General features: G+C 66.5%; 17 protein-coding genes. 9 read left to right on the top strand and 8 right to left on the bottom strand.

Annotated features, from left to right (window positions below):
* Positions 1-372: 372 nt before the first annotated feature.
* Complete coding sequence (locus EV667_RS05275) at positions 373-1,329, top strand: helix-turn-helix transcriptional regulator (RefSeq protein ID WP_165901555.1); 957 nt, start codon at positions 373-375, stop codon at positions 1,327-1,329.
* Positions 1,330-1,595: 266 nt separating this feature from the next.
* Positions 1,596-5,873: an autotransporter domain-containing protein gene (locus tag EV667_RS22835; RefSeq protein WP_165901556.1), complete on the top strand. Its 4,278-nt coding sequence runs from the start codon at positions 1,596-1,598 to the stop codon at positions 5,871-5,873.
* Positions 5,874-6,010: 137 nt separating this feature from the next.
* Here EV667_RS22835 and EV667_RS05285 read toward each other — a convergent pair whose 3' ends face one another.
* A complete protein-coding gene (locus EV667_RS05285; RefSeq protein WP_131834225.1) occupies positions 6,011-6,253 on the bottom strand; it encodes a hypothetical protein in 243 nt (80 codons plus the stop codon).
* Between EV667_RS05285 and EV667_RS05290 the strand changes: the two genes are divergently transcribed.
* Both EV667_RS05290 and EV667_RS05295 read left to right on the top strand, forming a co-directional pair.
* Complete coding sequence (locus EV667_RS05290; protein WP_131834226.1) at positions 6,253-8,076, top strand: glycoside hydrolase family 15 protein; 1,824 nt, start codon at positions 6,253-6,255, stop codon at positions 8,074-8,076. The two genes, EV667_RS05285 and EV667_RS05290, sit on opposite strands and share 1 nt — an antisense overlap.
* Before the next feature lie 145 nt (positions 8,077-8,221).
* Positions 8,222-8,959 carry a hypothetical protein gene (locus tag EV667_RS05295; protein ID WP_131834227.1) on the top strand — a complete coding sequence of 246 codons (738 nt, stop codon included), beginning with the start codon at positions 8,222-8,224 and terminating at the stop codon, positions 8,957-8,959.
* A gap of 46 nt (positions 8,960-9,005) precedes the next feature.
* Here the strand turns inward: EV667_RS05295 and EV667_RS05300 are convergent, their stop codons facing one another.
* Positions 9,006-10,583 carry an FAD-dependent monooxygenase gene (locus EV667_RS05300; RefSeq protein ID WP_245515977.1) on the bottom strand — a complete coding sequence of 526 codons (1,578 nt, stop codon included), beginning with the start codon at positions 10,581-10,583 and terminating at the stop codon, positions 9,006-9,008.
* Positions 10,584-11,032: 449 nt separating this feature from the next.
* Between EV667_RS05300 and EV667_RS05305 the strand changes: the two genes are divergently transcribed.
* Together EV667_RS05305 and EV667_RS05310 are read left to right on the top strand one after the other, a co-directional pair.
* Positions 11,033-12,064: a fatty acid desaturase gene (locus EV667_RS05305; protein WP_131834229.1), complete on the top strand. Its 1,032-nt coding sequence runs from the start codon at positions 11,033-11,035 to the stop codon at positions 12,062-12,064.
* A 150-nt stretch (positions 12,065-12,214) separates the two neighbouring features.
* Positions 12,215-13,066 (top strand): potassium channel family protein, encoded by an 852-nt coding sequence (locus tag EV667_RS05310; RefSeq protein ID WP_245515978.1) that lies wholly within the window; start codon positions 12,215-12,217, stop codon positions 13,064-13,066.
* 42 nt (positions 13,067-13,108) lie between these two features.
* Here the strand turns inward: EV667_RS05310 and EV667_RS05315 are convergent, their stop codons facing one another.
* The 5 genes from EV667_RS05315 to EV667_RS05335 form a co-directional block, all read right to left on the bottom strand.
* A complete protein-coding gene (locus EV667_RS05315; RefSeq protein ID WP_342636713.1) occupies positions 13,109-13,792 on the bottom strand; it encodes an SDR family NAD(P)-dependent oxidoreductase in 684 nt (227 codons plus the stop codon).
* Complete coding sequence (locus EV667_RS05320) at positions 13,789-14,151, bottom strand: thiol-disulfide oxidoreductase DCC family protein (RefSeq protein ID WP_131834231.1); 363 nt, start codon at positions 14,149-14,151, stop codon at positions 13,789-13,791. The genes EV667_RS05315 and EV667_RS05320 overlap by 4 nt, the downstream gene beginning before the upstream one ends.
* Positions 14,148-15,128: an NAD(P)/FAD-dependent oxidoreductase gene (locus EV667_RS05325; RefSeq protein WP_131834232.1), complete on the bottom strand. Its 981-nt coding sequence runs from the start codon at positions 15,126-15,128 to the stop codon at positions 14,148-14,150. The genes EV667_RS05320 and EV667_RS05325 overlap by 4 nt, the downstream gene beginning before the upstream one ends.
* Before the next feature lie 253 nt (positions 15,129-15,381).
* Positions 15,382-16,368, bottom strand: coding sequence for a TerC family protein (locus tag EV667_RS05330; protein ID WP_131834233.1), 987 nt, complete (start codon positions 16,366-16,368; stop codon positions 15,382-15,384).
* Between the two features lie 184 nt (positions 16,369-16,552).
* Complete coding sequence (locus EV667_RS05335; RefSeq protein ID WP_131834234.1) at positions 16,553-16,789, bottom strand: hypothetical protein; 237 nt, start codon at positions 16,787-16,789, stop codon at positions 16,553-16,555.
* Positions 16,790-16,882: 93 nt separating this feature from the next.
* Between EV667_RS05335 and EV667_RS05340 the strand changes: the two genes are divergently transcribed.
* Entirely contained in the window at positions 16,883-17,803 is a 921-nt protein-coding gene (locus EV667_RS05340; protein ID WP_131834235.1) for a hydrogen peroxide-inducible genes activator, read from the top strand.
* A 22-nt stretch (positions 17,804-17,825) separates the two neighbouring features.
* Here EV667_RS05340 and EV667_RS05345 read toward each other — a convergent pair whose 3' ends face one another.
* A complete protein-coding gene (locus EV667_RS05345) occupies positions 17,826-18,455 on the bottom strand; it encodes a TetR/AcrR family transcriptional regulator (protein ID WP_245515979.1) in 630 nt (209 codons plus the stop codon).
* A 233-nt stretch (positions 18,456-18,688) separates the two neighbouring features.
* On the opposite strand from EV667_RS05345, the gene EV667_RS05350 reads away from it, so the two are divergent.
* Both EV667_RS05350 and EV667_RS05355 read left to right on the top strand, forming a co-directional pair.
* Positions 18,689-19,969: an efflux RND transporter periplasmic adaptor subunit gene (locus EV667_RS05350; protein ID WP_131834236.1), complete on the top strand. Its 1,281-nt coding sequence runs from the start codon at positions 18,689-18,691 to the stop codon at positions 19,967-19,969.
* A gap of 10 nt (positions 19,970-19,979) precedes the next feature.
* Positions 19,980-23,150 (top strand): efflux RND transporter permease subunit, encoded by a 3,171-nt coding sequence (locus EV667_RS05355; protein ID WP_131834237.1) that lies wholly within the window; start codon positions 19,980-19,982, stop codon positions 23,148-23,150.
* The last annotated feature ends 42 nt before the right edge of the window (positions 23,151-23,192 follow it).

The raw sequence follows: 23,192 nt of genomic DNA on the forward strand, positions 1-23,192 counted from the left end.
AAGCTCTCGAACTCACGAGTGCGAACGTGGAGCAGATGTGGAAGCCGGGGCGGCGCCTACACCGGCAAGGCGGCAACGGAGTGGACGGGCCGCGCAACGGCAGCCCCTAGCCAGTGAGAGGTTGTTCGCGCACCGAACGCCATTGCCAAGGTCTCCAGAAGGTGGCTTGCCGAACGGGCTGCAGACGGATCGGTAAAGCTGTAGTCGCTCCCGGCGAATGGATATACCATTGGGAGACGAACATCCTGGCAAGAGGTTATCGCGCCACTCGCGACCATCGCAATCGCCTGCCCGTCTCCCCGATGGGCACAGAGTCCCGATACCATGAGCGATCGTGCTGTTCCGGAAGGCGAAGATGCGCCCGGCCTCACCATGAGCGCCGGGCTTTATCGGCTGCGGCGCGTGTCGACGACTGATTTCGATCCCGGTGACCGGTTCGATGCCTGGCGCGAAACTGCCTACAGCATCGCCGACCTTGAGGTGCCGGATGCTGGTGAGGCAGAACTATTCGGCACCAAATATGCCGTGCGCGGCACCATAGGGAATTTTGCCAGCCATGCGGGATCGGTGCACCGCACCATCATCACTCCGGCAGCGCGGCTCAGCGGCGCCCTCGATGCCATCATCATCTCGCTGATGGCGGAGGGCAGCGTCGGGCTGGAAAGTCCCGGCGGCGAGCAACCGATCACGCCAACCGGCCGCCTGGTCGCCTATGATGCCACGAAGGCGATGCGTTACCACTGGAGCGTCGGCAAGGAAATCTACGTCGTTCTTCCCCGGATCAAGGCGCTGGAAGCCTTCGGCGGCGAGTTGCCCGGCATCGTGCAGCCCCTCGACACCATCCCTCTCGGGGTGATGGTGCGGGACCATATGGCAGCGCTGGACCTGCACGCGGAGCATCTCGACGTCAAGGAAATGGCGGTTGCGCTCGACGCGCTGCACACATTGGCGCTGCTTCTGCTCCAGCGCATCGGACGCGGACTCGGCGACCGGGAAGAGCCGGATCCAAATGCGCTTTTCCTCGCCGCCAAGCGCTATATTCACGCGAATTACAATGTAGTCGACCTGTCGCCGGATGCGATCGCCCGTGCGGTCGGCTGCTCGCGAGCGACGCTCTACCGGGCCTTCACGCATAATGGCGCGACCATCATGGACACGGTCCGCGACATCCGGCTCTCCATGTCACGCAGGCTGATCGAGGCCGGCACGGGGCGCAGCATATCGGTCATCGCCTATGATTGCGGCTTCAAGGACGCCTCATCGTTCGGAAAGCAGTTTCGTAGCCGGTTTGGCGTCTCACCGAGGGCTTGGCGCCACCAGTTCGGCTGAGCACGGCCGGCGGCACTTAATCATTTGCAAATACGTGTCACGTCAAAGCACATCGACGGTACGAACCAGAGCTTCTTCCGGCTCGCAGGCTCAAGCAAAACCGTTCTGGCGTCTCAACATTGGTTGTTTCGTATCAGTGGGATTTACACCGTCAGAAAGCTGTTGCGCTGCCGACTGAGGGCATGCTTCTCCACTCGCAAGAGGTTATGGGATGGGGGTAAGCGTCAAAGGCTTGGCTCCGCCCAATGCGCTGGAGGATGCTGACTATGGCGGCTGTTGCGACGTCCTCAATGACAAAACCGCGCTTGGGAACGCAACTGCTGGGAGCGACAGCGCTCGCGATGCTGTCCCCGCGTTACATGCCAGCTCTCTTTGTCGGGATGGGCGTCGCGTTGCTGACAAGCCCCGCTTATGCCGCCAACTTCAACGTCGCCAATGATTCCGACCTTCGGAGCGCGATCAGCAGCGCCGGCAACGGCGACACCATCACCTTTACCGGCAACATCACGCTTGGCAGCAACCTGCCGAACGTCACAACGAACGTCACCTTCATCGGCGGCAACCACACTCTCTCGGGCGATAACCAGTACCGTGGTCTGTTCGTGCAATCCGGGACAGTTGCGATCAGCAATCTCACCATCACGGGCGCGCTCGCCCAGGGCGGTAGCGGCGGTAGCGGCTATCTGGGCGGAGGCGGGGGCGGGGGCGCCGGACTTGGCGGCGCGCTGTTCGTCGCCAATGGCGCGCATGTGACAGTCGACAATGTCAGTCTGCAGAGTAGCGCAGCGCGCGGTGGTGCGGGTGGCGACGGCACCGGCAGCGGAGTTGTCGCCACCAGCGGGGGCGGCGGCGGTTATTGGCCGACCGGCGCCAATGGCGGCGACGCCGGTCCTTTCTCAAGTGGAGGCGGGGGAACAGGCGGGGGCGGCGACGGCTCCGACGGCGGCAATGGCGTCAATGGCGGGTTCGGCGGCGGTGGCGGCGGTTCAGGCTCGGCTTATGGCGGCAGTGGCGGTTTCGGTGGCGGTGGTGGCGGTGGTGACGGCAGCACCATGATCTCCGGCGGGTTCCTGGCAGGCAAGGGAGGCTCCGGCGGACCTACCGGCGGCGGCGGTGGCGGTGGCGGCGGTATGGGCGGCGCGATCTTTGTTCAGGACGGCGGTACCCTCGCCGTAAACGGCCCTCTCAACGTTTCCGGCAACGCCGTTTCCGGCGGTGCCGGGGGCAGCGGTCTCGGCCGGGGCGAGGCGGGTGGATCGAGCGGGACGGCGATGTTCCTTGCGGGAAACGGTTCGCTCGTTATCACGCCCGGAGATGGCCAGACCGTCAACATATCCGACGCCATCGCCGATCAGACAGGTGTCGGTGGCACAGGAGGCGATGCCGGCAGCTGGTCCCTCGTGAAGAACGGCGCCGGCACGCTGTCTCTGACCGGGGCGAACAACTATAGCGGCGGCACCACCGTCAACAGCGGCGTGCTGCACGGCAACAGCCTCGGAATCCAGGGTAGCATTCTGAACAACGCTCAGGTCATTTTCGATCAGAGCGCCAGCGGCATCTATGCCGGCAACATGACGGGGACAGGTACCCTCATCAAGACCGGCACGGGCAACCTCACGCTCGAAGGAACCAACACGCAGACAGGCGGCACGCGGGTCGAGAACGGGGTGCTGTTCTTCCGCGACGATGCGAGCCTCGGCCCGACGGGAATGCCCATCGACCTCGCTGGCGGCGCGATCGGGATTGGCACGGCGAACGGGCAGGCGGTGGATCGCGCCCTGACGCTGACCGGAACTGGCGGCATCTATGTCGGGGCGAACAGCAGCGCCCCGCAGGCCCAGGTAACTTGGAGCGGGGCGATCGGCGGCACGGGCGCCCTGATCGTCGCGGGCGGGGGCATTCTCGAACTGGCCGCGAACAACACCTACAGCGGCGGCACACGGATCGTGGACGGCGATGTAAGGTTTACGACCGATGCCAATCTCGGCGCGGCCGGCGCGGGGGTCGCGTTAAGCAGCGCCAGCGTCGGAACGACCGCGAATGCGGTTGCCGGGCTGGCCATAGACCGAAATCTCACGGTGACGGATTTCGGCGCCATCTACGTCCAGAACAATCCGCTGATCTGGAGCGGCGACATCAGCGGCAGCGGCCGGCTCGGCAAGAATGGTGGCGGCGTCCTGCAGCTCACGGGCACCAACACCTATACCGGCGGTACCATGATCGAAGAGGGTACGCTGCAGGTCGCGTCTGACGACAAGCTTGGCGCGGCCGGAACCGATATCCTTATGGTCAATAATGGCCACCTCTGGGCGAGTTCGAGCTTCACCACGGATCGTTCCATCACATTGATAGATGCTGGTGGCGGCTTCCAGCTCGATACCGGCACCACGCTGACATTGACCGGCACAATCGGGTCGGGCGGAACAGGAGCCCGCACTCTCAGCCTGGTCGGCACGGGCACGCTCATCCTCGCTGCCGCTGCGGACACCTATGGCGGGATCAACAATTATGGCGGCACCATCCAGGGCAACACCAGCAACCTGATCGGCAATCTTAGCTTCGACAACAATGCCGACAACACCAATGCGCGTTCGGTGGTGTTCGATCAGGCGACCGACGGCACCTTTGCCGGCGATATCACCGGCATGGGCAATACGCTCGGGCTCGGCACCATCACCAAAACCGGCGTCGGAAAACTGACTCTCACAGGCACCAGCAAGTTCCAGTCGCAGCTCCCGGGCCTGGCCGAATTCACCGTCCAGCAGGGTATCCTGCAGGGGACGAGCGCGAACCTGCTGGGCGACATCGCCAACGATGCCGCGCTGATCTTCGACCAGACCTTCGACGGCACCTATGCCGGCAGCATGAGCGGCACCGGCACGCTGGCCAAGAACGGCAGCGGGAAGCTCACTCTCACGGGCGCCAGCACCGTGGGTGGCGGCACCGCGATCAATGCCGGCGGCTTGGCCGTGAACGGCCATCTGACGAGCAATGTCATCGTCAACCAGGGCAGCACGCTAAGCGGCAGCGGCAACGTCACCGGCGACATCACCAATAATGGCGGCACGATCAAGCCCGGCAATTCGATCGGGCATCTCACCGTGGACGGCAACTTCACGCTCAACAGCGGCACGCTGGAGATGGAGATCAATGCCGCCGGGGACAGCGACCGGATCAGCGTCGTCGGCGCCGACCACAGGGTGATGATCAATGCCGGAACGCTCGACATCTCCGCGGAACCGGGCACGTACACGCCAGGCACGACCTACACCATCATCACCACCGAAGCCGGCGGCACGGTCACTTTCGGCGAGGTGACTGGTGGCACCGCCTTCCTCACGCCTGAGGTCTCGATTGATCCCGAGCACATCTATGTCACGCTGGCGCTGCTGCCCAACGCCTTCCGCGCGGGCGGGCTGACCATCAACCAGCAGGCAGTGGGCGGCGCACTGGATGCCGTCGCCGCTGCCGGCGGTTCTGCCGGCCTCGTCAATACGGTGGCCAGCGTGCAAATCGGCCAAGGCGCCACCGCGCTGCAGACGCTGAGCGGACAACCCTACGCCGACTTCGCCACGGTCAATCTGCGCGCCAGCCAGCTGTTCATGAACGCGGTGGGACGACAGATGTCGGTCGCTCGCACGGGCGGCGTGAGCGGCGATCGTGCTTCGCTCACCGAGCCCGGCTCGGATACGCTGGAAGGCTTCTCGGTCTGGATGAGCGGCATCGGCAGCGCCGGCAGTGTGAGCGGCAACGCCAATGCGTCCGGCCTCGACTATTCGCTGGGCGGCACTGCCTTCGGTATGGACTACCGCGTCAGTCCGGGCTTCCTCGTCGGCGTTGCCGGCGGCTATGTCGCCGGCTCGCAATCGGTCAGTGGTTTCGCAGGCGACACCGACGCCGACACGGTCAGCGCCGTCGCCTATGGTTCGTTCACGCAAGGCCCGCTCTATGTCGACGCGCTGGCGGGCTACGCCAATGCTAGCAACAGCCTGGATCGCACGATCTCAAGTCCGGGCCTGACGGCTGGGATCGCCAAGGGCGACACCGACGCAGGGCAGTTTCTCGGCCAGATCGAGACCGGATACGCAGTCGACCTCGGCACGCCCTTCAAGAACGCGATCACGCCGTTCGCTCGGCTGCAGGTGATCTCGATCGACCAGGACGGCTTCACCGAGACCGGCTCCAGCCTCTACAATCTTACCGTCGCCGCCCAGTCGGCCAATTCGGTGCGCACGACGCTTGGCGCCGACTTCACCACCAGCTTCGACCTCGGCAATGGCCTGCCGCTCGACCTCGGGCTGCGGCTCGGCTGGGTGCACGAGTTCGCCGACACCACGCAGGCGATGACGGCGGCGTTTGCCTCCGCTCCCGGCGCCGACTTCACCGTATTCGGCGCCACGCTGCCACGCGACAGCGCGTTGATCGGCCTGTCCGCCGCCGTGAAGCTCAGTGACAGCAGCTCGCTCTTCGCCAGCTATGACGCCGAAATCGGCGGTGGCAACGACAACCACCAGCTCTGGGGTGGATTCAAGATCACGTGGTGAGCCACGTTCCCTGAGCCGGCCGCATATCTTCGATTTGGGGGAAGTCGACACTGGTGGAAGCGCATCCTGTCGATGGCAGACGCTCCTCCGATGATCTTGCCCGAGGGCGCCGTGGCCTATGGCAAAGGCGACGCCTTTCAGCGGCGCGACTTCAACAGTTTCAGCGTAGCCGGCCAGATGGTCGCTGGCGAGGCGCTTTCCACCTTCTGCTTCATGTGGGCTCGGCGCGCCGGAACGGACGAACCGGCCGCGCCGACAGTCGGCCCCTGCCCCCCTCGACCGAGGTCCGTTGGGACCGAGATCCATGTTGCCCTGGCCGGCATGGTGTGCTGGTTGGACAGCGCCGCTTTGACCTGTCCCTGTTCGAAGAGTTGCACCATTGGTCTCCCGCATTGAAGACTACGCCCTGATCGGCGATTGCCAGACTGCCGCCCTTGTCTCGCGTGACGGCTCCATCGACTGGCTCTGCTTTCCACGGTTCGATTCGCCCGCCTGCTTCGCCGCCCTGCTCGGCACGCCGGAAAATGGCCGCTGGTCCATCGCGCCGAAGAGCCCGGACGCGCGGGTCACACGGCGCTACCGGCCGGACACGCTGGTGCTTGAAACCACCTTCGAGACCGCCGAGGGCACGGCGACGCTGATCGACTTCATGCCGCCACGCGATGGTGCCAGCGATCTGGTGCGGCTCGTCGTCGGCGAGCGCGGACGGGTGGAGTTCGACGTCGATTTCGTCGTGCGCTTCGATTATGGCCGCACCGTCCCCTGGGTGACTCACGAGCCGGACGGTTCGATCAGCGCGGTGGCGGGTCCCGACCGGCTGGTGCTGGTCACGCCCGTCGCGCTCGACGGCGAGGACCTGCACACCACCGGCTCGTTCAGCGTCTCGGCGGGCGAGTGCATTCCGTTCGTGCTCACCTACGGCCCCTCCAATGAACCTCGCCCGGCGCATCAGGATGTCGAGGCGGTGCTGGCGGATACCGAAGCCTTCTGGCGGGCGTTTGCCGGCCGCTGCCCGACGGTCGGGCCGTGGACGGATTTGGTGAGGCGCTCGCTCATCACGCTGAAGGCGCTCACCTACGAGCCGACCGGCGGCATCGTCGCGGCGGCCACCACCTCTCTGCCCGAGCAACTCGGCGGAACGCGCAACTGGGACTATCGCTATTGCTGGCTGCGCGACGCCACCCTGACGCTGATGGCCTTCATGAAGCTCGGCTATTACGAGGAAGCCTCGGCCTGGCGCGAATGGCTGATGCGGGCCATCGCCGGCGCGCCTGATCAGATGCAGATCATGTACGGCGTCGCCGGCGAGCGGCAGTTGCTCGAATGGGAGGTGCCGTGGCTACCCGGCTATGGCGACAGCCGGCCGGTGCGCATCGGCAATGCAGCGGCCGGCCAGTTCCAGCTCGACATCTATGGCGAGGTCGCCGATGCGATGGATCAGGCGCTCAAGGGCGGCCTGCCGCCGCACCCGCGCACGCCCGCCATCAGCGGCGTTATCATGCCCTTCCTGGAACAGGCGTGGCGCCAGCCGGACGAAGGAATTTGGGAAGTCCGTGGCGGGCGCCAGCACTTCACCCATTCCAAGGTGATGGCGTGGGTCGCCTTCGACCGCGCTGCCGACATGGCGGCCGACACGGGCAATGGCGAGATCGCCGCGCATTGGCGCGAGGTTGCCGACACCATCCATGCCGACGTCTGCGACAAGGCTTTTGACACGGAACTCAATAGTTTCGTGCAGGCCTACGGGTCCACGACCATCGACGCCGCGGTCCTGCAGATTCCGCTGGTTGGCTTCCTGCCGGCGGACGATCCGCGCGTGGTGGGCACGGTGGCCGCGGTGGAGAGTAATCTCGTCCGCGATGGCCTCGTGCTGCGCTATCACACGCAAAAGACCGACGATGGCCTGCCGCCGGGCGAAGGCGCCTTCCTCGCCTGCAGCTTCTGGCTCGCCGACGTGATGGTGCTGCAAGGCCGTTATGCCGATGCCCACCGGCTGTTCGAGCATTTGACCGACCTGTGCAACGATGTCGGTCTTCTCGCCGAGGAATACGATCCCATCGGCGGCCGGATGCTGGGCAATTTTCCGCAGGCGTTCAGCCATATTGGGCTCATCAACACGGCGTTGAATCTCGCCCGCGCCAGCGGCCCCGCTGAAGAGCGGGCCCAAGGAGCGAAGGACCAGGCTGAAGCGGCGGCGTCATGATCTCCGCCGTTGACCTTTCAGAGCCCACCCGGCTAGGGCGGCCAGCGGCACGATGGCTCCCGCGTCGCCTCCACCCTGTCGCCTGTCGCCTCCACCCATTTAGCGAGGCGGCAGGGCGGCGTGCCGCTCCCCGATAGGAAGGCGCATGAAAGACAGTTTCCGGATGGCGGTCATCGGCACCGCCTGCGTGCTGCTCGGCATAGGCATTGGATTTGCTCTGGCCGCCACCTTTTGGCATCGGCTCGTGCTCGGCATCAACGACGCCAACCTCTCCAATTGGCTGGGCTTCACCGGGGCGATCCTCGGGGCGCTGGCCACCGTCACCGCCGGCGCGCTGGCCTATCTGGGGGTGCTCTACAGCCATGCCGCCAGCACGCGCGATGACGCCGTACACCGCATCACGGGTTATCTGGCAACCCTGCGGAATCTCTATGCCAACTGGCTTGAGCTGAAAGACATGCCGGATGCCGATCCGAGCAGGCCACTCAAGATGCATACTCTGCAGAGCGAACTCGTCAGGCCGGAGATCACCGTCGCGCTGTACGATTCGATCCTGCAGGAGGACCAGGTGCCGGTCTTCGTGTTCTGCAACACGCTGCGCGTCGCGCTTACGGCCGGGCACCCGCATCAGCACAATGCCGCAGCGATTGCTCTTTACATCTTCGAGGATGTCACGCGGGCGCTGACCATACGGAAGCGGCTGCTGGAGGAGGGCAATTCGCTTCGGAAGGTGCAGGGAACGAAATTCCTGACGCCCGAGCCTTACATCAAGGCGCTCTCAGACGGTCAAACGGATGAACTGGCGGCGAAGAAGGCCTGGGTTTTTGTCGAACCCGGGCAATCGCCGTCCGCTCTGCCCGGGCAACTCGCAGCCGAGGCTTGACCCCGCGCCGGCACATGACGAGCCGGCGACGGGCCGCACTGATCGTTCAGGTCAATCCGACGACATCGCCCAGATAACTCAGAACTTCTGCCGAGACCGTGTCGGTGGGACCGCACCAGCCGAGATAATTGTCCGGCCGCACCAGCCACGCCTGCGAGCTACCGAACGTCGCCGTGAAGGTGCCCGCCGCGTCGACCAGCACCTCAATGCCGGGGACCTCTTCTGGCGCGGAGCCGCCCGGTGCCACGACCACGACGCGCAGCACGCCCGGCCAGCGGCGATGAAGGTCGGCGGCCAAGGCCTCCACGGCCGCCGGCGTCTCGTCTACAGGCACCAGCAGCACGAAGCGCGTTCCCCTCAGCACCTCGTACAGCCGCAGCGGGAAACCCAGCCCATGCCGGCGCAGGCCCTGCACATCCGGCATCCGATCGCCGGCTGAGAGCCCCTTTCCGGCAGTGGGCGCGAGCGGCCCGCCGCGATAGCTCACCAGCACCTGTGTATCGGCCAATCGGTCGCCGGTGCCGCGCTTGCCGAAATTCCGGCTCTCGTCTGTCGTGCGGGCGATGACCGCCTCCGCCACCGGACGCCGCTCGGCCTCGTAGCTGTCGAGCAGGTTTGCGGCCGCCTCGCCCTTCGCCACCAGCGCGAGCTTCCAGGCGAGGTTGTAGGCGTCCTGCATCCCGGTATTCATGCCCTGGCCGCCGGTTGGCGGGTGGATGTGGCAGGCATCGCCAGCGATGAACACGCTCCTGTCGCGGTAATTCTGGGCCAGCCGCATCGAAATGCGGAAGATCGACGACCAGCGCATGTCGTGCAGCGTCGCCCGCTCCGGCAGCAGCCGGTCAGCCACCTCCTGCAGGTCGGCGAGGCTGGCACCGGGGCGGTCGGCCTGGATGCCGTGGTCGGTCCCGCCGCCGGCCGGTGCCGACAGGCGTGCTGGCGCCATGGCGGAGACGCGGTAGCGCCCACGGTCCGGAAGAGGCACCGCGACGAAGAGATCCGGCGGCGCCTCCTCGATCGGCTTCACCGCGAACAGGGCGAGGCCGCGCGGGACGTCCCAGTCGATGGCCACGTCGCCCAGCATGAACTCGAACGGCCAGCCTTCGCCCTCAAAGGCGATGCCCAGCGCCTTGCGAACCGCGCTGTGCGCCCCGTCGCAGCCCACAACAAAGCGGAACGACGCGGTTTCCCGGCCGTGCGGGCCGTCGAGTTCGACACGGACGGCCTCGCCGTCCTGCGCGAGGCTCGCCAGGGTGACACCACGTTCGGGCGCGATCCCGAACCGGGCGAGATGGGCGGCAAGAACGCGTTCGGTCTCGTATTGCGGCACTCCGAGTGCGGAATAGGGCAGGTCGGAAAAGTCGTGCCTGATGTCCCGGGGCGGCTGTCCCGGCAGCAGCATCCGCACCCCATCGAGCCAGAGGCCGGCATCGATCATCTCTCCCGCCACCCCCATGTCCTCGAACATTTCGAGCGAGCGCGGAGTGACGCCGATGGCGCGGCAATAGGGCAAGGGTGCGGCGAGCGCGTCGACAATGCGCGCACGCACGCCATGGCGCGCCAGCTCGGCTGCCAGCGTCAGCCCGACGGGCCCGGCGCCAACAACGAGAACAGATGCATCCATCAGCGATCCTCCCATAAAAGCCTTTCTACAGGCGACTGGCGTCTGCGGCGCGACAATCACGATGCGAGTTCGTATTGCCTCATCCGGCGATGTTCCCAAGTTGGTCAACGTTTGCCTTACCATGATGATCCCGGGCGCGCATCGGTTCGACCCTGCCGCCGCTCGATGCCGAATACCCGCGTTGAGGCCATAGCGCTGCGCCAGCCGTTCAGCCGCCGCTGGATGGTCGCCCGGGCCGGGAGGGGCGATAGCCGCCCCGGCATGCGCAGGCGCGCTTCACTTTCGCTATCGGTCAGCAGCGAGCGACAAAGTGACGCCCGCCGCGCATTTTCAACACCGTTCCGTGCTTCAATAGGGTCCTCGCCGTGCCGACCGCGCGGCCTCAACCCACGACCATCGACGAGCCGCCCGGTTACGCGCGATCGAGGTGCGTAAAGACGGAGATCGAGATGTTGATGGCAGGTGAAAGCGCGCTCGCGAAGGCCGATGCGAGAAGCTGGGCGCGCCGGTTGAACGACTACCGCCAGTCCGATCCGCGCCGCAGCGTCCGCGAACTCCTCATCACCGCCGTGCCCTTCGCCCTTGCCTGGGCCGCGATGCTTGCCGCGCTCAAGCTGGACCAGGTCTGGCTCTACGCGCTCCTCATTCTCCCGGCGGCGGGGCTGCTGATGCGCCTTTTCATGATCCAGCATGATTGCGGTCACGGCTCTTTCTTTGGCAACCGGAGCGGCAATGACTGGACCGGCCGGGTGATCGGCGTGCTGACGATGACGCCCTATGATCACTGGCGGCGCAGCCACGCGATCCACCATGCCAGTGCCGGCAACCTCGACCGCCGCGGCATTGGCGACATCGACACGCTGACGGTGGACGAATATCTGGCGCGCTCCCGCTGGGGGCGGCTGCGCTATCGCCTGTACCGCCACCCGCTGGTGATGTTCGGCATCGGCCCGATCTACGTCTTTCTGCTGGAGAGCCGCCTGCCCGTCGGCTTCACCCGCAAGGGCTGGACGCCGTGGGTGAGCACGATGACGACCAATCTGGGCATCGCCGTCACTGCGGGGCTGCTCATGTGGGCTTTCGGCATCGGCCCGTTCCTGCTGGTTCACCTGCCCATCGTCATCCTGGGCGCGGCTGCGGGCGTCTGGCTGTTCTATGTCCAGCACCAGTTCGAGGGAACGCACTGGGACGATAACGAGAGCTGGGAATTCCACGAGTCCGCCCTGCATGGCTCCTCGCATTACGACCTGCCGGCGATTTTGCGCTGGTTCAGCGCCAATATCGGCATGCACCATGTGCATCACCTCTGCAGCCGCATCCCCTATTACCGCCTGCCCGAAGTTCTGCGCGACCATCCGGAACTGCGCGATGTCGGGCGCCTGACCCTTTGGGAGAGCTTCGGCTGTGTGCGGCTGACGCTGTGGGACAACCGACAGCGGCGGCTGATCTCCTTCCGGGAGATGCGCGCGCTCTATCAATAGCCGCCATTTGCAGCGGATGGGCCGGTGGCATGATGCGGCTCGCCGGGCGCTGCGCTGCGCTATATTCTCCGCACCGACACCGGGGGATTCATGGAGCGCGCGACGAGCAGCAGCGAAACGACGGCGCACGCGCCTGGCAACGAGCCGCCCGTGGACCCGCCGCACGGCGCGGGGCCGACGGTGGCTGCGCTGCTTGAATCGCGCCGGCAGCAGACACTTCATCCCGCAGAGACCCCGCGTTCCGGATGGCGCCGTGGCCTGCGCGAGCTCTATGCGGGGACGGACCGGCGGGCGACCCGCTTCCAATGGGCGGTTGCCAGCATCGACCTCGTCATCGTCGGCTTCTTCATTCTGGGCCCGGTGCTTGAGCAATGGTGGGGTTTTCTGTGGATCGACTATGCCGTCGCTTTGCTGCTTGCCGCGGATCTCTCTGCGCGAGCGATTTCGTCGGTCCATCTCGGGCACTGGCTTCGGCAGCCGGTGGTCTGGGTCGATCTGGTCGTCCTCGCCACGCTGCTCGCGCCGCTCTGGCTGGCTAATCTGGGCTTCCTGCGAATCTTGCGGCTCTGGTCGATGTCGCAGAAGGACATTTTCTGGCGCGCGCTTCGCCGGCGCGGCTATGGCGAATGGGAGGATGTCGGCCGCGCCGGGATCAACCTCGTCACCTGCCTTTTCGTCATTACCGGCTTCATCTACACGGTCTTCGCGAGCCCGGGCTCTGGCATGGAGGGGTGGATCGACGCGCTCTACTTCACCGTCGCCACCATCACGACGACGGGTTTCGGCGACATCACGCTTCCTGGCGCGGCCGGCAAGCTGACCGCGATCGTCACGATGATCGTTGGGATATCGCTTTTCGTGCGGCTCGCCCAAGCGCTGTTCCGCCCCTACAAGGTCTCGTTCCGTTGTCCGACCTGCGCGCTGATGCGCCATGAGCCCGATGCCGTGCATTGCAAGGCGTGCGGACAGTTGCTCACCATTCCCGACACGGGCGGAGAATGAGTGCGCGGGCGCCAGGACCGATGCTGCCGGGCGGCCGATGTTTCAGAACGGCAGCGGGTTGCCGTGCCGGTCGAAGAAGCCGCCGCTGTCGGCCGGGCCCAGTCGCGCCAGCCCGGCCAGAATATCGCGCGCCGCTTCGGCGGGGGAGAGCGTCTCCAGTCCCACTTTCGCGAAGGGCCGGGAGAGCGGTGTCGACACCGTGCCCGGGTGCAGGGCGATGCACACCGCCGCGCTATGGGTGCGCTTCAGCTCGATGGCGGCGCAGCGCACGAGCTGGTTGAGCGCGGCCTTGGACGCACGGTAGCTGTACCAGCCGCCCAGCCGGTTATCCCCGATGCTACCGACCTTGGCCGACAGGGTCGCGAAGATGGCGGGCGCGGCGCGTGGCAGCAGGGGCAGGAAATGCTTCATCAGCAGCGCCGGCCCGATGGCATTGATGGCGAAGGCGCGCGCCATGGCGGCGGGGTCTATGGCCCGCAGCGCCTTCTCCGGCTGCAGCGTGGCGTCGGACAACAGTCCGGTGGCGTCCAGCACCAGATGCGGCGTTCCCCGCTCCGCGACATGGCGGGCCGCCTGCGCCACCGTCGTCTCCTCTAGCAGGTCGAGTCGGGGGACGGACTGGCGGGACAGGCCGATCACCTCGTCGAAGGCATCGCGCGCGGCCAGCGCCTCAAACAATGCGCCGCCTATGCCGCCACTCGACCCGATGACCACTGCGAGCCTCACCGGCGCGTCTCCTCAACGCGCCGCGCAAGGCTCTGCAGGCGCGGCCGCAGCCGCAGGAAGCCCACATAGATCCATTCCAGCAACGACAAAAAACGAGCGTTGCGCGCCGCGAGGCCGAGGGGCCTGAGCAGCGGAATCTGCCGCCACATGGCGGCGAAGGCCGCCGCCCCGGTCAGCAGCCGTCCCTCTTCGGTGGCGTGCAGGCGCGCCAGCATCGCGCCGCGATCGACCGGGCAAGAGGTCGTCGTCTCCAGATCGACAAAGGTGATCCGTCCGCGTGAGTCGAGGCGTTTTATCAAGGCGATTTCGCGCCGGCACAGCGGGCAGCGGGAATCATACCAGACCGTCACAGCGCTCATGGCAGGTCCCGCTTGAGCCGCTCGGCGAGGTCGAGCGCACCCATGCACACCTCCTCGATCCGGCTTGTCGCGGCCCAGTCGCCGGTGGCAGCCAGCGCGCCCTCGGGCGCGATCCACGGACCGGGCCGCGTGCCCCGCACGACAACGGCGGAGCGCCAGCGGTGCGCCTTCACGAGGGTGGGCTCGGGCAGGTCGAAGGGCACGGCCGCCCGCAGCGCGTGCAGCAGGAGCGGTGCCAGAAGTTCCGCCGGGGTGTCGCAATGCAGCCGCGACCAGCGGCTGCGCGTCTGGACGACGAGCGTCGTTGCGTCTCCGGCGCGTCCGGGTTTCGTGCTGTCGACGGTGATCCGGCGCAGCGGCCCCTCCATCACCCGCGCCGCGATCCAGTCCTGCTGCCAGGGTTTGTCGAACGCGACCATCAGGACGTGGTGGGGTTTCATTGTGGCTTCAGGCAAGACCACCGTTTCCGCCGCAGCGCCGAGCAGCGCCCGGGTCTGGTGCGCCGGAGCGGTCGAAACGACGAGGTCGAACGTGCCCAGCGTCTCGCCGGAGACGCTGGCGATAGGGTAGGGCCTCCCCCCGGCCGCGAGCGGCGCCACATCGATCCCGACCCGCACATCGAGGTTCGCGGCGAGATAGCCAGCAAGGGCATTCATGCCCGGTACGCCGACGAGAAGGCGCTCGGCGCGATGGCGGATGCCGGTGACGCGGCCAGCCTGGAGGTTGACGGTTTGCCCCCGCCATTCGGCCACCACGCCCGCCGCCTGAAGGGGCGCCAGCCACGCCGCGAAGGCCGGCGTCCGCACCGTGAAGCAGGGTGCGCCATGGTCGAAGCGATAGGCGCACTCGCGGCGGGTCGCGGTGCGGCCGCCGGGGCCGCGCGCCTTCTCGAAAACGGTAATCTCCGCCCGCCCCTTCAGGGCGTGGGCGAGCGTTAGTCCGGAAAGGCCGGCACCTATGATGGCGATGCGTTTCATCCCGCGATCCCGACCCACACACAGGCGCCCGCCGCCATCGCGCCGGCGGCGACACGCAGCGTCCCGGCCGAGGTGACACGCGCGGCGGGGGCCCGGACATCGGGTGCTGGGGCGAAACAGACAGGAGCCGGGCTCATGCGGCTTTTACGGTGCGGCCCACAGCCCGGATCAGGGTGGCAGGAACCGGGCCCCGGGCGGCCGGCCCGGCCCTTGAAAGCGCCGGCGGACCCGCGCCGTGGCGTGGGCCTTGGGCTCAGTGCGTGCCGAGCCCGGTGTGGCGGGTCTTCCACAGGGAGAAGACGACGCCACCGGCGATCATCGCCAGCGTGACCGACAGCGAGACCGCCGGGTCGAGCTTGCCGTAGAAGTAGTTCCAGAAGATCTTGCCGCCGATGAACACCAACACGAGCGCCAGCGCGTATTTCAGGTACTCGAAGCGGTGCACCATGGCGGCCAGCGCGAAGTAGAGCGCACGCAGGCCAAGGATCGCCATGATGTTTGCCGTGAAGACGATGTAGGTGTCGGTTGTGATGGCGAAGATCGCTGGCACCGAGTCGACCGCGAAGACCAGGTCGGCAATGTTGATGACGACCAGCGCCATGAACAGCGGCGTCACCCAGAGCACCATCCTGCCCGTCACCGGGTGCGGCTGGCGCACGATGAAACGCTGGCCGTGCAAGTGCGGCGTCACCCGCAGCACCCGCGAGAGCAGGCGCACCAACGGGTTGCGGGAGATGTCCTGCTCGCCCTCCTTGACGACCAGCATCTTGACGCCGGTGCCGACGAGGAAGGCGCCGAAGAGCAGCAGCACCCAGTCATATTCCTGCACCAGCGCGGCGCCGACGCCGATCATGAGGCCGCGCAACACCAGCACCGCGATGATGCCCCAGACGAGGGCGCGGTACTGGTAGATGCGGGGAATGGCGAAGTAGCTGAAGATCAGCGAGATGACGAAGACATTGTCGATCGAGAGCGCCTTCTCGATGGCGTAGCCGGTGAAGTACTGCATGCTGGCCTCGGCCCCGCGCGCGTACCAAACCCAGCCGCCGAACAGCACGGCGACGGCAATGTAGAACAGCGAGAGCCGTAGGCTTTCGCCGATGCCGAGTTCCTTGTCGCCCTTGTTCAGCACGCCGAGATCGAAGGCGAGCAGGATGAAGACGATGGCGAGAAAGCTCAGCCAGAGCCAGGCGGGCGTGCCGACGATGTCGGCCGTGATGAGCGCTATCAACGTGTCCATGGGGTCCTCGGTTCAGCCTTCACGGCGCGCGCACACGCCGGCCTACAGCGCCGGGCGGGCGCCACAGGCCTTCCGTGCGGACAGGCGCTGGAGATGGCAGGCAGGGAGGACCGACATGGCGGCGCAACGCCGTCAGAGGGACCCGGGCCTCGGCTGTAAGGGGTTCAGGCGCCGCGTGGCAGTCTCAGCGCAGGCGGGGGAGGCTCAAATCGGTGAAGCGCCCCGGTCGGCGCGATGTCCTCACCTCGGCCATGTCGCGGCCTTCGCGGCGGATGTAGTCGATCTGCGCCACCAATTGGCGCTTGATGCGCTTGAGCGCCATCAGGCGCTCGCCGTCCGGCTTGTCGCGCCGGCGCTCGGCCGCGAGTTCGACATCGAGCATCTGGCTGCGGGTCGTCAGCGATTTGAGAAACTGGTCCACATCGCCCTCCTTTCGTAAGGGAAGGATGACGTGGACGTAATCATAGTTCCAATGCATAGTCTCAATATCTTCGATAGATTGGAACTATCGCCTATGGTCTTCCGCCCGACCCATCGCCAGCTGGAATATGCCGTCTCGCTGGCCGAGACCGGCCATTTCGGTGCCGCGGCACGACGTTGCCATGTCTCGCAGCCGACCCTTTCGGTGCAGATCGCCCAGTTGGAGGCGCAACTCGGCGCCACGCTGTTCGACCGCACGCCCGGCCGCGCGCAGCCCACCGCTATCGGAGAGCGGGTGATCGAGGCGGCGCGCGCCGTGCTGCTGACACTGGACGACATCGTCGCGGTGGCGGCGAGCGGGGCGCGCAATCTCGGCGGGCTGATCCGGCTGGGCGTGGCGCCGACCTTCGGCCCCTATTTCCTGCCCCATCTGCTGCCGTCCCTGCACGCCCGTTATCCCGCGCTGCAGATCTACATCAAGGAGGAACGGCCGGCGGCGATCCTGCGCGAGGTGGTCTCCGGCGCGCTTGACTGCGGGCTGGGGCCGGCGCCGGATTCCGGCCATGCCGTCACGTTCCGGCGGCTGTGCCGCGAGACGATCTTTCTCGGAGTGCCGAAGGACCATCCGCTCGCCAGCATCGGCCATGTCGATCCGCAGGCGCTGCGTGGCGAGCGGCTGCTGACGCTCGGGCGCGGGCACCATCTGTTCGAGCGGACCCGCCATCTCGCCGCCGCCTGTGGTGCGGACATGCGCGAGGATTACGAGGGCACCAGTCTCGACGCGCTGCGCCAGATGGTGGTGATGGGCATGGGCATGTCGCTGTTTCCCGAGCTTTACGCGCGCTCGGAGTTTCGCATGGAGGACGACATCGCCCTGCTCACCCTCGATGGCTGGCCGGCCAGCCGCGACATGGGCTATTTCTGGCGCGCCGGCAACGGGCGGGCGGCCCAGTTCGAGGAGTTGGCCCGGGAGAGCGAGGCGACCTGCGCGACGCTGGGCCTCGCCTCGCGGTGAGCGGGCGCGCGTCGCCGGCGGGTTATGGCCGGGGCGCCACCCCGCCCAGAAACACCCGGATGCACTCGCGCACATAGGCGCGGCGCCGCTCGCTGCCGGGCCATTCCATCCGTCCGTCGCGGGTAAGCGCGATAGAACCCCCCACCATGTCCATCAGTATGGAGGCGGCGTCGTGGACATCCGGCACGTCGATCCGCCCGAGCCCACGCTGGTGGTCGATCCAGTCGCTCAGAAGCCTGAGAACGGCATTGCGGCCGAATTTATCGGAGATCGCCCTGAGCTCAGGGTTCACCGCCGCCTCCAGGAAGAGAAAATGCAGGAAGGCGAAGCGCTCGCGGTCGGCCTCTTCGTCTATGTCGTTGAAGAAGATGAGGTCGAGGGCCTGCGCCAGCGGCAGATGATCATAGTCGCGGGGCAGGTCGATCATGCTCTTGATATGGGTCTCGACGATTTCCCCCATGAGTTCGGTCTTGCTGGGAAACAGCCGGTACAGCGTCGTCTTGGAGATCTGGCAGCGGGCCGCCACGGCGTCGGTGGTCATCCTCGCATAGCCGAGTTCCCGGAAGATCTGCAGCGCCTGCGCCACGATCTGCCGGCGCCGGTCGGAATCCGGCGCCGTCTTCGGCCGCCCCCGCGTGCGGCGCGTGGACACCTGGGCCTCGACTGACACGTCTGACACGGAAACGGTACCCCCCCGACACTCTGACCAGACTGAAACAATCGGATCGGCAAATCGTCCTCTCGCTCGATCATAGAGCCCAATTTCTCGATCCGTGACTCCACCTGATCGGAAAGGTGTTCGGCCGCACCACGCGGTCGCCGATTGACAGAACCATACGCCGGAGAATATGGGTACGCAACGGTACTATATATGAGGAACTGACCTTGGCGTCATATCGCTCCGCGCGTTCGACCCTCCTTGTCCCCCTGTTCGGCCTCTTTCTGGCGCTCGCCGGCTGCGACGGCCAAGATGCTGCGCAGCCTCCAGGCCCCGGCGCGCAGGGGCGCCCGCAGGTCGGCGTGGTGACGGTGCGGCCACAATCGGTGGCGATCACCGCCGAGATGCCCGGCCGCACCACCGCCTCGCTCGTCGCCGAGGTGCGCCCGCAGGTCGGGGGCCTCGTCAAGTCCCGGTTGTTCGAGGAGGGTTCGGAGGTCAAGGCGGGCGACGCGCTCTACCAGATCGACCCGGCGAGCTATCGGGCCGCCTATGACAGCGCGCTGGCGAGCCAGCAGAAGGCCGAAGCGGGGGTGCCGAGTGCCCAGTCCAAGGTCGAGCGCTATCAAGGGCTCATCAAGCAGAACGCGGTGAGCAAGCAGGATTACGACGACGCCGTCGCTTCGCTGGCGCAGGCGCAGGCCGATGTCGCCGCGGCTCAGGCCGATGTCGACACCGCCCGCATCAATCTCGACTACACCCGCATCACCGCCCCGATCGGCGGGCGGATCGACAAATCGACCCTGACCCCGGGCGCGCTGGTCACGGCGAGCCAGGACACGGCGCTCACCACCATCCGCACGCTCGATCCGATCAATGTCGACGTCACCCAGTCGAGCACCAATCTTCTCGCCCTGCGGCAGGCGATCCGCGACGGGCGGATCAAGATTTCCGGCGCCACGGTGCAGGTCAAGCTGGAGCTCGACAATGGCGAGACCTATGGCCATTCCGGCACGCTGGAATTCACCTCGGCCTATGTCGACCAAGGCACCGGCACCTATGCCGTGAGGGCGCAGTTTCCCAATCCCGAGCGGCTGCTGCTGCCCGGCATGTATGTGCGGGCCGTGGTCGAGGAAGGCGTGGCGCCGAACAGTTTCCTCGTCCCCCAGCGGGGCGTGACGCGCAACACCAAGGGCGAGCCGGTGGCGCTCGTCGTCACGGTCGACAACAAGGTCGAGCAGCGTGTGCTCAGCGTGTCGCGCACCGTCGGCAATAACTGGCTGGTGGACACCGGCATCGGCAACGGCGACCGCGTTATCGTCGAGGGCAGCCAGTTCGCCCGCCCGGGCCAGGACGTCACCCCGGTCGACGTGGTGGTGGACGACACGACGGGCGAAGTGCGCGAGCGCGGCCGGCAGAGCGTCGCGCCCCCTGCCGGAGCGGGTGAGGCCAAGCGCCAGACCGCAGCGGGCGCCTCCGCCGGTGTCTCCACCAACCCGTCGAACTGAAGGCGCGCCCATGTCCCGTTTCTTCATCGACCGCCCGGTCTTCGCCTGGGTGATCTCGCTGCTGATCATGCTCGGTGGCGTGCTGGCGCTGAACAGCCTTCCCATCGCCCAATACCCGCAGATCGCGCCGCCGACGGTCAGCGTCACCGCCTCCTATCCCGGCGCCGATGCCCAGACCGTGGAGAATTCGGTGACAAAGGTCATCGAGCAGGGCCTGACCGGCATCGACAACCTCGACTACATGTCGGCCACCTCGACGTCGACCGGCCAGGCGACGATCACGCTTACCTTCACCAATGCGGCCGATCCCGACATCGCGCAGATGCAGGTGCAGAACAAGCTGCAACTCGTCACCCCGCAACTGCCCAGCGTGGTGCAGACCAACGGCATCTCCGTCGATAAAGCCTCCGCCGGCTTCCTGATGGTGATCGCCTTCGTGTCGACCGACGGGCGCATGTCCTCGACCGACGTGTCGGACTATATCGACTCCACGCTGAACGATTCTCTGCGCCGCATTGAGGGGGTCGGCTCGACCAAGCTGTTCGGCTCCTCCTATGCCATGCGGATCTGGCTGGACCCCGAAAAGCTCTCGAAGTACCAGCTCAACCCGGACGACGTATCGGCCGCCATCCAGGCACAGAACACGCAGGTTTCCGCCGGCCAGCTTGGCGGCCTGCCGGTGCGGCCGGGCCAGCAGCTCAACGCCACCGTCACGGCGCGCTCGCGGCTGCAGACGCCCGAGCAGTTCCGCAACATCATCCTCAAGAGCACGACGGATGGCTCGCTGGTGCGCATCAACGATGTCGCCACCGTCGAGCTTGGCGCGGAGACCTACACCACCACGTCGCAATATGACGGCAAGCCGGCGGGTGGGCTCGCCATCAACCTGGCGACCGGCGCAAACGCGCTCGACACGGCGGAGAAGGTCAAGGCCGCCATCGAGCGGATGAAGCCGACCTTCCCGGAAGGCGTCGAGGTCGTCTATCCCTACGACACCACGCCCTTCGTGCGGCTCTCCATCGAGGAAGTGGTGCGCACGCTCATCGACGCCATCGTCCTCGTTTTCGTGGTCATGTTCATCTTCCTGCAGAACATCCGCGCGACGCTGATCCCCTCGCTCGCCGTGCCTGTGGTGCTGCTCGGCACGTTCGGCGTGCTGGCGCTGTTCGGCTATTCCATCAACACGCTGACCATGTTCGCCATGGTGCTGGCCATCGGCCTGCTGGTCGACGACGCCATCGTCGTGGTCGAGAATGTCGAGCGGGTGATGGAGGAGGAGGGGCTGTCGCCGAAGGAGGCGACCCGCAAGTCGATGGGCGAGATCACCGGCGCGCTGATCGGCATCGCCACTGTGCTCTCGGCCGTGTTCGTTCCCATGGCGTTCTTCGGCGGCTCGGTCGGCGTGATCTATCGCCAGTTCGCCGTCACCATCGTCTCGGCCATGGTGCTCTCGGTGGCGGTGGCGCTTATCCTCACCCCCGCCCTGTGCGCGACCCTGCTCAAGCCGCCGAAGGAGCACGCCAAGAGCCGTGGCTTCTTCGGCTGGTTCAACCGCAATTTCGACCGTACCACCCATGCCTATCGCAGCGGAACCGCCGGCATATTGGCGCGCTCGGGGCGCTTCCTGCTGCTCTTCCTGGTGATCGGCATCGCCATGGGATGGATGTTCGTGCGCCTGCCGTCTTCGTTCCTGCCGGAGGAGGACCAGGGCTTCCTGATCACCATGGTGCAACTCCCCGTCGGCGCCACCGCCGACCGCACCGAGAAGGTGCTGGACAAGGTGCGCAGCCATTTCCTCGAACAGGAGAAGGATGCGGTCGAAGGGGTGTTTTCCATCAACGGCTTCGGTTTCAGCGGGCAGGGCCAGAATCTTGGCATCGCCTTCGTGCGGCTGAAGGCCTTCGATGAACGCAAAACCCCCGCGGTTTCCGCAAGCGCGGTCGCCGGCCGGGCGATGGGCGCTCTGCAACTGCGTGACGCCATGGTGTTCACGCTCAGCCCGCCGGCGATCCAGGGCATGGGCAACACCGGCGGCTTCAGCTTCTATCTCCAGGACATGACCGGCGCCGGCCATGAGAAGCTGATGGCGACGCGCAACCAGTTGCTCGGGTTGGCGGCGCAGGACAAGCAACTTGCCGCCACCCGCCCCAACGGGCTGGAGGACGAGCCGCAACTGGTCGTGGACATCGACCAGGAGAAGGCGAGCGCCCTTGGCCTGTCGCTGGCCGATATCAACGACACGCTCTCGACCGCGTGGGGCAGCACCTATGTCAACGATTTCCTCGACCGCGGGCGGGTGAAGAAGGTCTATCTCCAGTCGGCGGCGGACTTCCGCATGCAGCCGGAAGACCTCGCCAAATGGGAGGTGCGCAATGCCAGCGGGACCATGGTTCCGTTCGCCTCCTTCGCCTCGACCCGCTGGACCTTCGGCTCGCCCCGGCTGGAGCGTTTCAACGGCGCCTCGGCGGTGGAAATCCAGGGACAGGCGGCACCGGGCGTGTCCTCCGGCGTGGCGATGGACGCGATCGACGGCCTCGTGGCGAAGCTGCCGGCCGGCTACGACCATGAATGGACCGGCCTGTCGCATCAGGAGCGGCTGTCCTCCAATCAGGCGACGGCGCTCTATGCCATCTCCGTGCTGGTGATCTTCCTCTGCCTCGCGGCGCTCTATGAGAGCTGGTCGATCCCGTTCGCGGTGCTGCTCTCGGTGCCGATCGGCATCTTCGGCGCGCTGCTGGCGGCAAGTTTGTTCGGGCAGAGCAACGACGTCTATTTCAAGGTCGGCCTGCTCACCACCATCGGCCTCGCGGCGAAGAACGCGATTCTCATCGTCGAATTCGCCATAGAGCGGCAGGCGCACGGGATGGGGCTGGTCGAGGCGACGCTCGACGCCGCGCGCCAGCGGTTGCGGCCGATCCTGATGACCTCCTTCGCCTTCATCCTCGGCGTGACACCGCTCGCCATCGCCAGCGGTGCCGGCTCGGGGGCGCAGAACGCTATCGGCATCGGCGTCATGGGCGGCATGATCGCCGCCACCGTGCTCGGCGTGTTCTTCGTGCCGCTGCTGTTCGTCGTCGTGCGCCGGATTTTTCCGGGCAGGCACCCGGTAGCGGGCGCGCCCGCGCCGGGTCCCGCGTCTGCCCCTCCGGTAGGGGAGGCGGGCGATGCGCGTTCCGTCTGATTTCCGCCGCCCCGCGGCGCCCCTTCTTCGCCCGTCAGGTGA

The sequence above is a fragment of the Ancylobacter aquaticus genome, from assembly GCF_004339465.1.
GTDB classification, from domain to species: Bacteria; Pseudomonadota; Alphaproteobacteria; order Rhizobiales; family Xanthobacteraceae; genus Ancylobacter; species Ancylobacter aquaticus.